Source organism: Cupriavidus sp. 05T313 (assembly GCF_056396665.1).
In genome coordinates this window covers 1-13,697 of sequence record NZ_JBFTLX010000010.1, presented here as the reverse complement: position 1 = coordinate 13,697, position 13,697 = coordinate 1, and the positions used below count along the sequence as shown (strand labels likewise).

General features: G+C 68.0%; 15 protein-coding genes. 11 read left to right on the top strand and 4 right to left on the bottom strand.

From position 1 onward, the window contains the following. The first annotated feature begins 8 nt into the window (after positions 1 to 8). Together AC1DKD_RS03845 and AC1DKD_RS03840 are read left to right on the top strand one after the other, a co-directional pair. Positions 9 to 962 carry a tripartite tricarboxylate transporter substrate binding protein gene (locus AC1DKD_RS03845; RefSeq protein ID WP_441625885.1) on the top strand — a complete coding sequence of 318 codons (954 nt, stop codon included), beginning with the start codon at positions 9 to 11 and terminating at the stop codon, positions 960 to 962. A gap of 78 nt (positions 963 to 1,040) precedes the next feature. Further along, complete coding sequence (locus AC1DKD_RS03840) at positions 1,041 to 1,907, top strand: isocitrate lyase/PEP mutase family protein (protein WP_441625883.1); 867 nt, start codon at positions 1,041 to 1,043, stop codon at positions 1,905 to 1,907. Between the two features lie 43 nt (positions 1,908 to 1,950). Here the strand turns inward: AC1DKD_RS03840 and AC1DKD_RS03835 are convergent, their stop codons facing one another. Genes AC1DKD_RS03835 through AC1DKD_RS03825 form a run of 3 tightly spaced genes read right to left on the bottom strand, consistent with a single transcriptional unit; the run spans position 1,951 to position 5,496 of the window. Further along, positions 1,951 to 2,949 carry a tripartite tricarboxylate transporter substrate-binding protein gene (locus AC1DKD_RS03835; RefSeq protein ID WP_441625881.1) on the bottom strand — a complete coding sequence of 333 codons (999 nt, stop codon included), beginning with the start codon at positions 2,947 to 2,949 and terminating at the stop codon, positions 1,951 to 1,953. 38 nt (positions 2,950 to 2,987) lie between these two features. Next, positions 2,988 to 4,496, bottom strand: coding sequence for a M81 family metallopeptidase (locus AC1DKD_RS03830; protein ID WP_441626074.1), 1,509 nt, complete (start codon positions 4,494 to 4,496; stop codon positions 2,988 to 2,990). 25 nt (positions 4,497 to 4,521) lie between these two features. Continuing rightward, on the bottom strand, positions 4,522 to 5,496 hold the full coding sequence (locus AC1DKD_RS03825) for a Bug family tripartite tricarboxylate transporter substrate binding protein (protein WP_441626072.1): 975 nt from the start codon (positions 5,494 to 5,496) through the stop codon (positions 4,522 to 4,524). A 248-nt stretch (positions 5,497 to 5,744) separates the two neighbouring features. Between AC1DKD_RS03825 and AC1DKD_RS03820 the strand changes: the two genes are divergently transcribed. Then, on the top strand, positions 5,745 to 6,749 hold the full coding sequence (locus AC1DKD_RS03820) for a LysR family transcriptional regulator (protein ID WP_441625879.1): 1,005 nt from the start codon (positions 5,745 to 5,747) through the stop codon (positions 6,747 to 6,749). 77 nt (positions 6,750 to 6,826) lie between these two features. Further along, a complete protein-coding gene (locus AC1DKD_RS03815) occupies positions 6,827 to 7,189 on the top strand; it encodes a translation initiation factor Sui1 (RefSeq protein WP_441625877.1) in 363 nt (120 codons plus the stop codon). A gap of 21 nt (positions 7,190 to 7,210) precedes the next feature. Here AC1DKD_RS03815 and AC1DKD_RS03810 read toward each other — a convergent pair whose 3' ends face one another. Then, positions 7,211 to 7,387, bottom strand: a complete 177-nt coding sequence (locus tag AC1DKD_RS03810) for a hypothetical protein (protein ID WP_200876849.1) — start codon at positions 7,385 to 7,387, stop codon at positions 7,211 to 7,213. Positions 7,388 to 7,807: 420 nt separating this feature from the next. On the opposite strand from AC1DKD_RS03810, the gene AC1DKD_RS03805 reads away from it, so the two are divergent. The 7 genes from AC1DKD_RS03805 to AC1DKD_RS03775 all read left to right on the top strand — a co-directional run bounded on the left by AC1DKD_RS03805 (position 7,808) and on the right by AC1DKD_RS03775 (position 13,557). Beyond that, positions 7,808 to 8,998 (top strand): amine dehydrogenase large subunit, encoded by a 1,191-nt coding sequence (locus tag AC1DKD_RS03805; RefSeq protein WP_441635511.1) that lies wholly within the window; start codon positions 7,808 to 7,810, stop codon positions 8,996 to 8,998. Further along, positions 8,995 to 9,597, top strand: coding sequence for a MauE/DoxX family redox-associated membrane protein (locus AC1DKD_RS03800; RefSeq protein ID WP_441635509.1), 603 nt, complete (start codon positions 8,995 to 8,997; stop codon positions 9,595 to 9,597). The genes AC1DKD_RS03805 and AC1DKD_RS03800 overlap by 4 nt, the downstream gene beginning before the upstream one ends. Before the next feature lie 7 nt (positions 9,598 to 9,604). Further along, a complete protein-coding gene (gene mauD / locus AC1DKD_RS03795) occupies positions 9,605 to 10,192 on the top strand; it encodes a methylamine dehydrogenase accessory protein MauD (RefSeq protein ID WP_035875734.1) in 588 nt (195 codons plus the stop codon). 59 nt (positions 10,193 to 10,251) lie between these two features. Continuing rightward, complete coding sequence (locus AC1DKD_RS03790; RefSeq protein WP_441635507.1) at positions 10,252 to 10,773, top strand: methylamine dehydrogenase light chain; 522 nt, start codon at positions 10,252 to 10,254, stop codon at positions 10,771 to 10,773. Further along, on the top strand, positions 10,770 to 11,255 hold the full coding sequence (locus tag AC1DKD_RS03785; RefSeq protein WP_477142955.1) for a c-type cytochrome: 486 nt from the start codon (positions 10,770 to 10,772) through the stop codon (positions 11,253 to 11,255). Before AC1DKD_RS03790 ends, AC1DKD_RS03785 begins: the two co-directional genes overlap by 4 nt. 1 nt (position 11,256) lies before the next feature. Continuing rightward, complete coding sequence (locus tag AC1DKD_RS03780; protein WP_441635503.1) at positions 11,257 to 11,775, top strand: cytochrome C; 519 nt, start codon at positions 11,257 to 11,259, stop codon at positions 11,773 to 11,775. A 213-nt stretch (positions 11,776 to 11,988) separates the two neighbouring features. Continuing rightward, positions 11,989 to 13,557: an amidase gene (locus AC1DKD_RS03775; RefSeq protein WP_441635513.1), complete on the top strand. Its 1,569-nt coding sequence runs from the start codon at positions 11,989 to 11,991 to the stop codon at positions 13,555 to 13,557. Positions 13,558 to 13,697 lie beyond the last annotated feature (140 nt).

Genomic DNA, 13,697 nt, shown 5'->3' with positions numbered 1-13,697 from the left:
GAGACAACATGCAACGACGCGACTTCCTGGCGCTGCTGTCCGCGGCCCTGCTGATCCCGCCCGACCTGAGGGCGGCGACCACCGTGACCAAGCTGCTGGTCGGCGCAACGCCGGGCGGCGGCACCGACATCGTGGCGCGTTCGCTTGCGATGGAACTGGAAAGCCGGCTGGGGCGCACCTTCATCGTCGACAACAAGCCGGGCGCCGCCGGCAATATCGCGGCGGGTGCGGTGGCCAAGGCCGAGCCCGACGGCGGTACGCTGTTGCTGAGCTATACCAGCCATGCGATCAACCCGTCGCTGTTCCAGAAGCTGCCGTTCGACACGCTCAAGGATTTCACGCCCATCAGCCTGATCGCCAGCTCTCCGCTGATCCTGGTCGCCCGGCCCTCGCTCAAGGCCGGCAACCTGCGCGACGTGATCGCACTGGCCAAGGCGCAGCCCGGCCACCTGAGCCTGGCGGTGGCGGGCGTGGGCAGCGCCAACCATCTCGCGGGCGAGATGCTGAAAGCCGAAGCCGGAGTCGATATCGTCAGCGTGCCGTACAAGGGCGCGGGGCCGGCCGTGGCCGATGTGGTCGGCGGCCAGGCAGACCTGCTGCTCGGCAATGTCGCCACCGTTCAGCCCTTGCTGAGCGCGGGCAAGCTCAAGGCCATCGCCGTCAGCACGCCGCAACGGCTGCAGGCGTTCCCCGATGTGGCGCCGATCGCCGAAGTGGTGCCCGGCTTCGATTACAGTTCATGGTATGGCCTGTTCGGCCCGGCCAATATGCCGCCCGACCTGGTCCGGCAAATCGAGAAGGCTGCGCGCGCGGCGGTCGCGTCGCCAGCCATGCGCCAGCGCTTGCTCAAGGAGGGACTGGTTCCGGTGGGGAGCAGCGCGCAGGATTTCGCGCAGTTCGTGCGCAAGGAGATCGACCGCTGGGCCAAGGTAGTCGCCGTGACCCATACCAAGGTTGCCTGACAATGTCGCCTGGAGCTGCAGCCTGATGACGTTGCCTGATGACTCTGCCGCCATGCGCGGCCACACCTGGAAAATACAATGACCACCCCGTTGCTCGAACACCGCCTGCGCGAACCGCGCGTGCTGCTGGCGCCCGGCGTCTATGACGCGTTCTCGGCGCTGCTGGCCGCGCAAGCGGGATTCGAAGCCCTCTACCTGTCCGGCGCCGCCGTGGCCTACACCCAGCTTGGGCGCTCCGACGTGGGGCTGACCACCGCGACGGAGACGGCGGATATCGTCGGCAGGATCACCGACCGCGTCGACGTGCCCCTGATCGTCGATGCCGATACCGGCTACGGCAACGCGCTCAACGTCATCCGCACCGTGCGTTCGCTAGAACGTGCCGGCGCCGCCATGATCCAGTTCGAGGACCAGACCTTCCCCAAACGGTGCGGCCACCTGGACAACAAGCGCGTGGTCTCCACCGCCGAGATGTGYGGCAAGCTGAAAGCCGCCCTGGACTCGCGCACCTCGCCGCAAACCCTGATCCTTGCCCGTACCGACGCGGTTGCCATCGAAGGACTCGATGCGGCGATCGAGCGCGCCGAGGCCTATGTGGAGTGCGGTGTCGATGCGCTCTTTATCGAGGCGCTGCGCACCGAGGAAGACATGGCCCTCGTGTGCGAGCGCTTCGCGGGACGCATTCCGCTGCTTGCCAATATGGTGGAAGGCGGCAAGACACCCGTGCAGAGTGCTGCCGCGCTCGGCAGCAAAGGCTTCCGGATCGTGATCTTCCCTGGCGGCGTCGTGCGCTTCCTCGGTGCGCAGATGAAGCATTACTACTCGACGCTACTTGAGCATGGCACTACCGCGCCGATGCGCGATGCCATGCTGGACTTTGACGGGCTGAATGCCGTGATCGGCACCCCGGAACTGATCGCGCGGGGCCAGCGCTACGGCGAGTGAGGGCGGCGGCCATCTCCCGGGCGATGGCCGGTTCCGCCTGGCATCAGTCGTCGGCCGTAAAGCCGGAAGCCTCCACGATGGGCTTCCACTGCGCGCGCTGCGCCTGGATGGTCTTGCGGGCTTGCGCGCCGGGCTGTCCCGCCATCTCCATGCCGAGCGCCGCCATCCTGGCGCGCACGTCAGGCTCCTTCACCGCGTCCAGCAATGCCTTCTCCAGACGTGCCACGGTCGCCGCGGGCGTGCCCGCGGGCACAAACGCGGAATACCAGCCCGATGCCATGTCGAACCCCGGTACGCCGGCCTCCTGCAGCGTCGGGACATCGGGCAGCAATACCGAGCGCTTCGTGCCGGTCACGCCGAGAAAGCGGATCTTGCCCGCCCTGTGCAGTTCCATCTGGCCGCCTATCGCATCGACGCCGATGGGCAGCGTGCCCCCGATCTCATCCGTCAACATCATCGCCGCGCCACGGTAGGCCGTCGGGGTCAGCGGCACATCGATGGCCTTGCGCAGCGTGAGTACACCGAAGTGAACGGTGCCGCCCAGCGTGACCAGGCCAAACCCGGTGGATGCCGGATTGCGTTTCACCCACGCGATGTACTCCGGCATCGTCTTGTAGGGCTGGCTGACACTGGCAGAGGCGACCAGGGGCACGTCCGCCAGGTAGGCGACGGGCACGAGATCCTTGTCGGGATCGTAGGGCAGCCGCTTGTAGGTCAGCGGAAAAATGGTGAACGGAGGCGCGGGCGAGATGAGGATGGTTTTTCCATCCGGGGCGGCACGCTTCACGGATTCGAGCGCCAGCCGGGCTGAAGCGCCGGGCCGGTTCTCGACCAGAATGGTTTCGCCGAGCGAGACGCGCAGCTTTTCCGCGACCGTGCGCGCGAACACGTCCAGTGCTCCGCCCGGTGCAAAGCCGATGACGATGCGTGTGGGGGTGTCGGCGCTGGCGGCACCGGCCGCAGCCGGCACGCCTGCCGCGACGACGGCAACGGCGGCCGCGAGCGCGGTTGCCAGCTTAGGCCAAGAGAAGCGATTGTGCATGTCTGATTCCTGTGTGGTGTGCCGTGTGGTGTGCCGGGTCATGCCGCGGCCGGCTCGAGCGTCGTGTCCGGCTCCAGCGGATATATCGGCCGCCGGAGGTTCTCGAACGGAAACAAGCTGTAGTCCGAGCTGCAAACCCCCGGTCCGGCCACCAGCACGATATGCCGGGCAATCGGGCCGAACCCTGCGCGGAAGTGCTGGCGCGACTTGATCAGGATGTACTTCTTGCGCGCCAGGTCGATGCCCGCATGCGTGAACACGCCGGTATCGAACGGCTCCTGCGGCTTCTCGCAGACCATCACCAGGACGCCGCCCGCCTCGAGCACCGCGACCCGGCCAAGGCTTAGCCGTACGCCGGTAAACATCGGCCCGGTCACCTGGTAGTTGCCATCGGTAATGCACTTCACCCGCCCGGTCAGCGTCAGGGGCTGGCCTTTGAGGCGCAACGCCGGCATGTCGGTCCTGCCGCCCACCGCGACCGTGATCTGCTGGCCTATGCCCGCCCGGATCATCTGTTCGACGGCGGCCGGGTCCCAGAACGGGCCGGCCACGACATCGTCGAGGCCCTGGCGCATCACTTCGGCCAGCACGCTCATCTGGTCGGTCGGGCCGCCGGCGCCGCAATTGTCGCCATGGTCCACCAGCACCACGGGGCCGCCGTCGAGCGTCCTGGCACGCGCCACCGACTCCGCCATCGGCTCGATCGGGAAAACAAAGTCGGCGCGGCGTGCCCAGGCCATTGCCGTCAGTTCGTCCAGCAACTGGCGCGCGGCATGTTCGCGCCCGGCATCGGCCACGATCACCACGGTCAGGCCAACGTGCGGGATATCGGCGAGCGGAAATCCGCCAAACACCGAGGCATTGAGCACTTCGCCATCGCGCTCCGCCGCCATGGCGCGGTCCATGATGTCTTTCATGGGCTGGTCCTGCGGGGTCTGCCGCAGCATATGCGTGAGCATCGGCAAAGTGCGCGACAGGATGACCGGCGTGGCCTCGCCGCGCAGCGCGGCCATCAAGGTACGCGCCGCCCGCGCGCCGGTCTCGTACACGTCTACGTGGGGATAGGTGCAGTAGCCGGCGATGGCCGTCGCATTGCCCACCAGCGTATCGCTGAAGTTGGCGTGGAAATCCAGCGCTACCGCAATGGGCACGCCAGGCGCCACGGCACGGATGCGCCTGAGCAGTTCGCCCTCGGCATCGGGATAGCCCTGCGCCACCATCGCGCCGTGCAGGTCGAGCATGACGGCGTCGCAGCCTTCGCGCACCGCCGCCACGATGGCCCCGGCCATCGATTCGAACGCTTCGGCGGTCACGATGCCGCTCGGCACCGCGTTGGCCAGCAGCGGCATGACGAACTCGTCGCCCTGGCTGCGCACCATGTCGATAAAGGCCGCGGCGGCATTGTTGGTGCCTTCGCAGGCGCGGATGGCAGCCTCGCCGGATACCGGCCCATCCACGCCCGTGCCCCGGCAGAACGACGAGAGCGGCGTCGCGATAGGGGAGAAAGTATTGGTTTCATGCCGCATCAGGGCAATGACAAAGCGCATCTTCTTATCCTTGGGCTGCATGGCTTTAGTTTGCATCGAGGTTGACTGCCTTCGCGATCGCGCCATAGCGGGCGGACTCGGCCTGGAGGAATTTGCGGGCCTGCGCGGGCGGGCTCAGCACGGGTTCGTAAGCCAGCGACTGCAGGCGTGCGATGAAGTCAGGCTCTTCCACGCTGCTCTTCACCTCCCTGTACAACCGCTCGATGATCGGCTGGGGCGTGCCGGTCCTCACCACCAGCGCCAGGTTGGCGCGCACCAGCAGTGCATCGGGGCTATCGGCCTTTTGCGTCTCCACCCTGGGGAACTGCGTGACGGCATGGCCCTGCAGCGTGGCCAGGGGCTTGACCTTGCCGTCGGTGACATAGGCCGCCGAGGAACCGATCACGTCGACGTGCGCGTCGGTCTGGCCGCCGATGAGATCGGCCATGGCCGGCGGCGAGCCGCGATAGGGAACGATGGTGAAGTCCAGGCCGTTGCTTTGCTTCCAGCTGGCCAGACCCAGGTGGGCCGCACCGGCCACCGTGTTGATGCTGATCGAGACCTTGCCGGGGTTGCTGCGGATATACGCCTTCAGGTCGGTCAGGCTTCCCTCCTTGCGGTCGGAGCGGGCGACGATCCAGTGCGGCACCGTGTTCAGGATGGTGACCGGCGTCAGGTCGGTGTCCGGGTTGTAGCGCAGGCCCTTGATGACGTACTGGTTGATGTTGAGCGAGCCATCGCTGGCGAGCAGCAGGGTATAGCCCTCCGCCTTGTCCTTCAGGGCCGACATGACGCCAGGCACGGTGGCGCCGCCCGCGATGTTCTCGACCATGACGGGTTGCCCGAGCCGCTTCCCCAGCTTCTGGGACAGCGTGCGCGCGACGATGTCGTAGGACCCGCCCGCGGGGAACGGCACGACCAGCCGCAACGGCCGCTCGGGCCAGGCTGCATGGGCCGCGAAACTCGCGGAGAGAAGGCTGGCGCCGGCGATGGCCGCCTTGACTGCTGCACTGAACTTGATCACTTGCTTGTCTCCTGACCTTGGATCTTTGTGCTTCCCGTTGCCGCGGGAACGGCGGCGCGACGCAGGCCTGCCGGGGAAGAGGCGTGCTCATGACGGCACTCCGATGGCTCACTATAGAGGAGCCCACAATCAACCAAAAGCGAATTAAAATTGATAGTTGTTGAGCATTTGGTTAATGACCTGGTTAATGCCGCGGCGAGGTCTTCCTGCTTTTTTATCGCCGCAGATCTCCCTTGGAATCCCCCATGCCGCCCGCCGTCCATCCCGTTCACGCCCTGCTCGCCCGACTCAAGTTCCGGCACCTGCGCGTCATCCTTGCGCTGGACGAGCTGCAGAGTGCGGCCGAAGTCGCGGCACGGTTCCATATCAGCCCGGCGGCGGTGTCGAAGACATTGGGCGAAGTGGAGGCCATCGTGGGCATGCCGTTGTTCGAACGTGGACGCCGCGGCATGCGCGCCACCGACATCGGCCGGGAGATGATCGACGGCGCGGCATTGGTGACGGCGCAACTGAGCCGCCTGGCCGAGTCCCTGCAAGCCGTGCGCGCGGGCACGCGAGGCCAGATGAGCCTGGCCTACCGGACCACATCGGTCCAGCCCGCACTGGCGCAGTTGCTCTGCGCCTTTCATGCGGGCAATCCAGGGGTGGATATCAGCGTGATCGATGGCGGCATCATGGACCTGATCAGCCAGGTCGAAGAAGGCGAGCTCGATCTGTTGTTTGCCTACGAAGACCCACGCCTCGAGCGCAAGGACTTGCGCCATGCGCCCATCATTCCCGGACAGAAACTGGTCATCGTCGCCAGCACGACGCATCCGCTGCTAGGGCGCGCGCGCATCACCGCGCAGGACCTGGCCGACCAGCAGTGGTGCATTCCGGCGCATGGCGCGCGCATGCTGCACCACCTGCACACCGCATTCCGCGCGCTGGACATGCCGCCGCCGGAGCGCGGCATCCGGACCAGCGACGTGACCATGACGGTCAACCTGCTCCAGGCCGCGCACTTCCTGGCCGTGTACCCCGAGCGCATCGCCGCCCAACTGGCGGCGGCGAATCTCGCCACGGTACTGCCGTTCAAGCTGGCAAGCCAGGTGGAACCGGTGGTCATGGTGTGGAATGGCGCGCTGGCGCCGCGCGCCCCGGCGCGCGCCTTTCGCGATTTCATCCTGCAGCACGCGGCGGAGATGCCGGCGGATCCGTCGGCGTGGCTGGCCAATGCGGGATTGATGAACCCGGCGAACGGCTCGTGACAAGCGGCGCTCGCCTCTTGCAGCGCGCGCACGCTTGCCGTACGCTGCCTGCCCAGCCCGCCAACCGGACCCCGGACATGTCACAGCAAAAACCCGCCAGCTCGCTGGTCTACTCCACGGAACACGGCCGTATGTGCCCCGGCTGCGGCAATGCGCTGGCGGCCTGCACCTGCGGCAAGGCCCGGCCGGTCGCGCAGGGCGACGGCATCGTGCGGGTTTCGCGGGAGACCAAGGGCCGCAAGGGCAAAGGGGTGACGCTGGTGCGCGGCATCGCGCTGGATGCGCTGGCGCTGGCGCAACTGGGCAAGGAACTGAAAGCCGCCTGTGGCTCGGGCGGCACCGTCAAGGATGGCGTGATCGAGATCCAGGGCGACCACTGCGACACGGTGATGGAAAAACTCCGTCAGCGCGGCATGACGGTGAAGCGGGCCGGTGGCTGAGCAAGAGTCCGCGGGATCCGCTTACCTGGTGCGCTGCTTGTAAACGATGCTGCCGTCGGCCTTGCGCTGGGGCACGACCGGGTTGCGGGAATTGCACACTGGGCAGCGGAACAGCGGGCCCTGGCCTTCGTCCTTGACCGTCACGTCCTTGGGGTCCCAACGCGTCTGGCACGACTGGTTCTGGCAAGTAAAAAACATCTTCATTCTCCGTAATAGGCGCGGATCGTAGCACGGCGGGCGAATGCGGCCCCGGCTGGTGCGCCATCCTGCGCATCGGCGTCTCTGCCTCGCCTCCTTCGCGCTCTCCGCCTATTCTGCTCCGTTTCCGAAAACGGATAGCCCTGCGTCCGTGCGCCAGCCCGCCGCGCGGCTGGCCGCGCACAGCCGCGGTGCAGGATCGCGCGGCGGCGGGCTGGCGGGCACCGCCGGCGGGCGCAGCCACGTTGGCGGCCCGGCGGCCATGCACCCGCTGTGGCGCTGAAGGCGCGTCCCGCGGCAAGCCATCGCCCGCCGGCATCGGTGAATATCCCCGTGCCGCGGTTGCCGATTTCGGATAACGCCCCTGCCACGCGCGTTCGTAGACTGGCCTCATTGCAAAGCGCACCAAGGAGCCAGCAAGTGAACGAGGTAAGCACCAGGGCCTTCACGCGACGGCCGGGCACGGGACTGGCGGCAGCGGCGATATTGAGCGCGCTCGCCATGCCTGCGCCCGCCGCCAACGCCGCCGAATTGCCGCCCGAAACCCTTTCCGTGCAGGCGCTGGCGCCCGCCGACGACAGCCGCCTCTATATCTCCGATGTGGCGTTCAAGCACATGGTGGACGGGCGCCTGCACGTGGTGGACGGCAAGCGCATGCGCTACCTCGGGCTGGTACCCACCGCGTTCGGCGGGCAAAGCGTGCTGTCGCCGGACAGGCGCACGCTGTATGTGATCTCCACGTTCTACACGCGGCTGGCGCGCAGCGAGCGCACCGACGTGGTCAGCCTCTATGACACCGCCACGCTGGCCTACCGCAGCGAGATCGTGATCCCGCCCAAACATGCGCAGTCGCTGAACTACCGGGGCATCGCCACCGTGTCCGCCGACGGGCATTTCCTCTACGTGCAGAACGCCACGCCAGCCACCACGGTCAGCATCGTTGACCTGCAGGCCGGCAAGTTCGTGGCGGAGGCGCAAACCCCGGGATGCTGGGGCGTGTTTGCCACGGAGGCTTCCAGCCTGCGCTTTCGCACCCTGTGCGGCGACGGCACCATGCTGACGGTGACGCATGACGCCAGTGGCCAGCCCAGCGGTCAAAAGCGCAGCGCGCGCATGTTCGATCCCGATACCGATCCGGTCTTCCTGCACAGCGAGCGCGTCGGCAACACGCTGACCTTCGTGTCCTTCAACGGCAATGTGTACAGCGCCGACCTCTCGGACGAGACGCCAGCGTTCGCGCAACCCTGGCCCGTGGTCGACGCCGCCGACCGCAAGGCTGGCTGGAAGCCGGGCGGCTACCAGTTGTTCGCGCTGCACGCCGCCACCGGCCGCCTGTACCTGGGCATGCATCCGCGCGCCAAGGACGGATCGCACAAGTCGCCCGCCGCCGAGATCTGGACCATCGACCTGGCCCAGCGCAAGCGCGTTGCCCGCGCGCCGGGGCAAAACGCGCTGGCGCTCACGATCACGCAAGGTTCCCAGCCAACGCTCTACGTGCTGGACGCGGCAAAGGCCGGCGTGGTGTCACTGGACCCGGCCCGCGGACTGAAGCCGATATCCCGCCTGGACCAGGTCGCGGAGAACGCGGTGCAACTGGAGCTGCATCAATGAGCGCCGCCGAAATCTCCGACGTATTGCGCGATCCCGTCATGGTGGCGGCCTGCTCCGCCGCCGCCGCGCTGGTGCTGGCGCATTCCCTCTGGCCCAAGCTGCGCGACTTCACCGGCTTCCAGGCCGCCGTGAGTGCTTACCGGCTGATGCCGCAGGCATGGTCGCGCTGGGTGGCGCTGGCCTATGCCGGCGCCGAGGCGGCCAGCGTGGCGGCGCTGGTAGCCACGCCGCTGCAGCCGGGCGCGGCGCTGCTGGCGGCCCTGGTGGTGGCGATCGCCAGCGGCGCGGTGGGCATCAACCTGCTGCGCGGCCGGCGCGACATCCGCTGCGGCTGCGGCAGCGCCGCCGACAGCTTGCGCCTTTCGCCGGGCCTGCTGGCGCGCAACCTTGGACTGCTCGCGGTGCTGGGGCTGGCCGCGGCAACGGCGGCCGGCCTGGCGGCGGACGCGGCGCCGCGCGCGTTCACCTTGCTCGACTACCTGGCGGCCGGCTTCTGCGCGCTTGCGCTGCTGTTGCTGTGGCTCGGCGCCACGCAAGTGCTGGTCAATGCCGATCGCGCCGCCGCGCCCTCTCGCCGCACCCATTCAACCTACTCGTGAGACTGCCATGACTGCCCTTGTGATTGCCAATATCGTGCTGTGGATCGCCGTGCTGGCGCTCCTGTTCGGCTTCTACGCGCTGGCCCGCCAGGTCGGCATCCTGTTCGAACGGGTCGCGCCGATGGGCGCGCTGGTGATCGACGCCGGCCCGCGCGTGGGCGATGCGCTGCCGCCCTTTGCCCTGCGGGACGTGCGCGGCGGCCCGGTTGCGGTGGGCGGCGCGCAGCCGCGCAGCACGCTGCTGTTCTTTCTCTCGCCCACCTGCCCGGTGTGCAAGAAGCTGCTGCCGGTGCTGAAGTCGATGCAGGCCAGCGAGGCCGGCTGGCTGCGCGTGGTGCTCGCCTCGGACGGCGAGCAGCCGGAGCACCTCGCCTTCCTGCGCCAGGCCGGGCTGGAAGCCTTCCCCTAYGTGCTGTCGCCCGAGCTAGGCATGCACCTGCAGATCGGCAAGCTGCCGTATGGCGTGCTGATGGACGAGCAAGGCACGCTGCGCGCCAAGGGCCTGGTGAATTCGCGCGAGCAGCTGGAGAGCCTGTTCACCGCGATGGACCTGAATGTGGGCTCGGTGCAGCAGTTCCTGGAAACGCGCGCCTGAATGCGGCTGAGCCTGACTGAACCCGAGTGAACCTGACTGAAGGCAGGAGAAAACAAGCAATGTGGCTTGACCGATTTTTCGAACACCAGACGCGGCGCGCGGCGCAGCGCACCGGCCGGCGCAGCATGCTGGCCACGCTTGGCAAGGTCATGGTGGGCACGATGGCATTGCCCGTCCTGCCCTTCGACCGCAGCGCGCATGCGGCGGTCGCGCATGGCGGCAAGGCCGCCGGCCCGCAGGCAAACGACGAGACCGCCTGCGACTACTGGAAATACTGCGCCGTGGACGGTTTCCTGTGCTCGTGCTGCGGCGGCAGTTCCACCACCTGCCCGCCCGGCACCGAGCCCTCCCGCGTCTCGTGGGTAGGCACCTGCCACAACCCGGCCGACGGCAAGGACTACATGGTCAGCTACAACGATTGCTGCGGCAAGACCACCTGCGGGCGCTGCGAATGCAATACCAACGAACGCGAGCGGCCGGGCTACCGGCTGGGCGTGCACAACGATGTCAACTGGTGCATGAGCAACGACAGCACCATGTTCCATTGCACTACCTCGATCATCCTCGGAGTCCAGGAATGAAGCTGTCCTTGCCGTGGCTGCCGCCACGCTCCGTTCCCGCTCGCCTGCTGGCCGTGTGCATGGCTTGCGCAGCGCCCGCGGGCACCGCCCTTGCCGACTCGCTGGCCGATCAGGGCAAGGCCTTGTTCGGCACCCATTGCGCCGCTTGCCACAATGCCGACGGATCCGGCATTGCCGGCGTGGCGCCCCCGCTGGCCGGCGCGCTGCGCGAGCGGCTGGCGTCGCCGGCGGGGCAAACCTATCTGGCCAATGTACTGACCCATGGACTCGCCGGCCCGATCCAGTCGCAGGGCCAGTCGTTCAACGGCATCATGCCCAGCTTCGCCAGCCTGCCCGACGATGAGCTCGCCGCCGTGTTGTCCTGGCTGGCCGCGAGCAACGGCGTACCGGAGCAAGCGGTGAGCCCCGATGCGCTGGCCCGCGCACGTGCCGAGCGCAAGACCCCCGGCGCCGTGCGCAAGCTGCGCGATGCGGGGCAATGACATGGCATCGCCGCGACCACGCTCCTCGCGTCCGGCCACGCTGCGCGGCCTCGCATTCGTGGCGCTGGCCACGCTGTCGGCCGCCGCGAGCGCGCAGGCCGAGCTGCGCCACGCGCGCGACAACTATCTGCTGCACTGCTCCGGCTGCCACCAGCCCGACGGCCGCGGCAAACCCGGGGCCGGCATTCCCGACATGCGCGAGACCGCGCCGCTGCTGCTTGCCACGCCGGCCGGCCGCGCCTTCCTGATCCAGGTGCCCGGCACCTCGGCCTCCGCGCTGAGCGACAGCGAGATCGCCGGCCTGATGAACTGGCTGCTGCCCGAGCTGACCGGACACCGCGATGTGGCCGCGTTCAGCACCGAGGAAGTGGGACGCTACCGCCGCCAGCCGCTTGACGACGTAAGCGCGCATCGCGCCGCCATCCTGGGCGGCGCCGTTGCCCTGCCTGATGCAACACCTGCGGCAACACCTGTGGCAACGCCGGGCACCACCGCCCGCGCGAGCCCGCGGCCGATGTGACAGACTCACGTACCCAGGCGCATCATCGCGGCAGGAAAAGCCAGAGACGCGGGACAAGGACAAAGACCGAGGAATGAGACGATGAACCCCATTGGCAACACCACCAATAGCGGCAAACCACAAGACGCAGGCACCGGCGCCGCGCCGGCCAGTCCCGAACAACGCTCGCGGCGCGACTTGCTAGGCCGTCTCGCGGGCGCGACGCTTGCCGGCATGGCAGCGGGCGTAGCCGCAAGCGGGGCCAGCGCGGCGCCTCCCGCCGGCAGCGGCGGCGCATCGAACGCATCCGGCGCGTCCTCGCCCGGCCCGGCGGCAAGCGGCCCGAACCCCATCGTGATGATGCCGGCATGGCAGCTCTCGCGCGCCATCCATGCACGCCAGCTTTCCAGCCGCGAGGTGATGACCGCCTATCTGGACCACATCGCGCGGGTCAATCCCGGCGCCAATGCCATCGTGGCGCTGCGCGAGCGCGAGGTGCTGCTGCAGGAAGCCGCCGCCTGCGACCAGGCGCTCGCCGCCGGACGCCCTGCGGGCTGGATGCACGGCATGCCGCAGGCGCCCAAGGACCTGGCGCTCACACGCGGCATCCGCACCACCTTCGGCACCCCGATCTTTCGCGACAACGTACCGACCGTGGACGCCATCATCGTAGAGCGCGCACGCGCCGCCGGCGCGGTGCTCATCGGCAAGACCAACACGCCGGAATTCGGGCTGGGCTCGCAAACCTTCAACCCGGTCTATGGCGCCACCCGCAACCCGTTCGACGCCGGCCGCACCGCCGGCGGCAGCAGCGGCGGCGCGGCCGCGGCGCTATCGCTACGCATGCTGCCGGTAGCTGACGGCAGCGACTTCGGCGGCTCGCTGCGCAACCCGGCCGGCTTCTGCAACGTCTACGGCATGCGGCCCTCCGCCGGCCGCGTGCCCTACGGGCCGGCCGCCGAAGTCTTTATCCAGCAACTCGGCTACGAAGGGCCGATGGCACGCACCGTGGCCGACGTGGCCCTGCTGCTCGCCACGCAAGCCGGGCCCGATCCGCGCACACCGCAAGCGCTGGCGCAAGACCCCGTGCTGGCCACGCTCACTCCCGCCAACGTAGCCGACGCGCTGAAGACCAACCTCAAGGGCAAGCGCGTGGCATGGCTGGGTGACTGGCATGGCTACCTGTCGATGGAAGCCGGCATCCTGCCGCTGTGCGAAGACGCGCTCAAGGCCTTCCCGGCCTTCGGCGTCAGCGTGGAAGCCATCAAGCCACCGTTCTCGCCCGAGCGGCTCTGGAAGACGTGGCTGGTGCACCGTCATTTCCTGGTCGGTAACGGCATGCTGGCCTTCTACCAGGACCCGGCCAAGCGCGCGCTGCTCAAGGACGCCGCGATCTGGGAAATCGAAGGCATGCTCAAGCTCAGCGCCAGCGATATCTACGCCGCCAGCATGGAACGCACCGCGTGGTATCAGGCACTGCTCGGCGTATTCAAGGATTTCGACTACATCGCCGTACCGACCGCGCAGGTGTTTCCCTTCGACGTGAACCAGCCCTGGCCGAAGCAGATCGCCGGCCGCGAGATGGATACCTATCATCGCTGGATGGAAGTGGTGTTCCCGTGGACGCTGTCGGGATGCCCCGCGATCAGCGTCCCGGTGGGATTCGGGCCGCAGGGGTTGCCGATGGGGATGCAGCTGATTGGAAGGCCGCGGGATGATCTGTCGGTGTTGCGCCTGGCACGGGCTTATGAAGAAGAGCGGGATTGGGTGGGCAAGCGGCTGCCGTCGGCGATGATGGGGTAAAGCGAGACATCACACTCCTGCCAGCGCCCGTCCTCTCCCGCAGGCGGCGCAAAGAAGAGCGATGGCGCAGATCAACGACCCGGTGTAGCCGTGTGGAGCGCCCCCAAGGGCGGTCCACACCCCAGCGCGATGCGATGCGA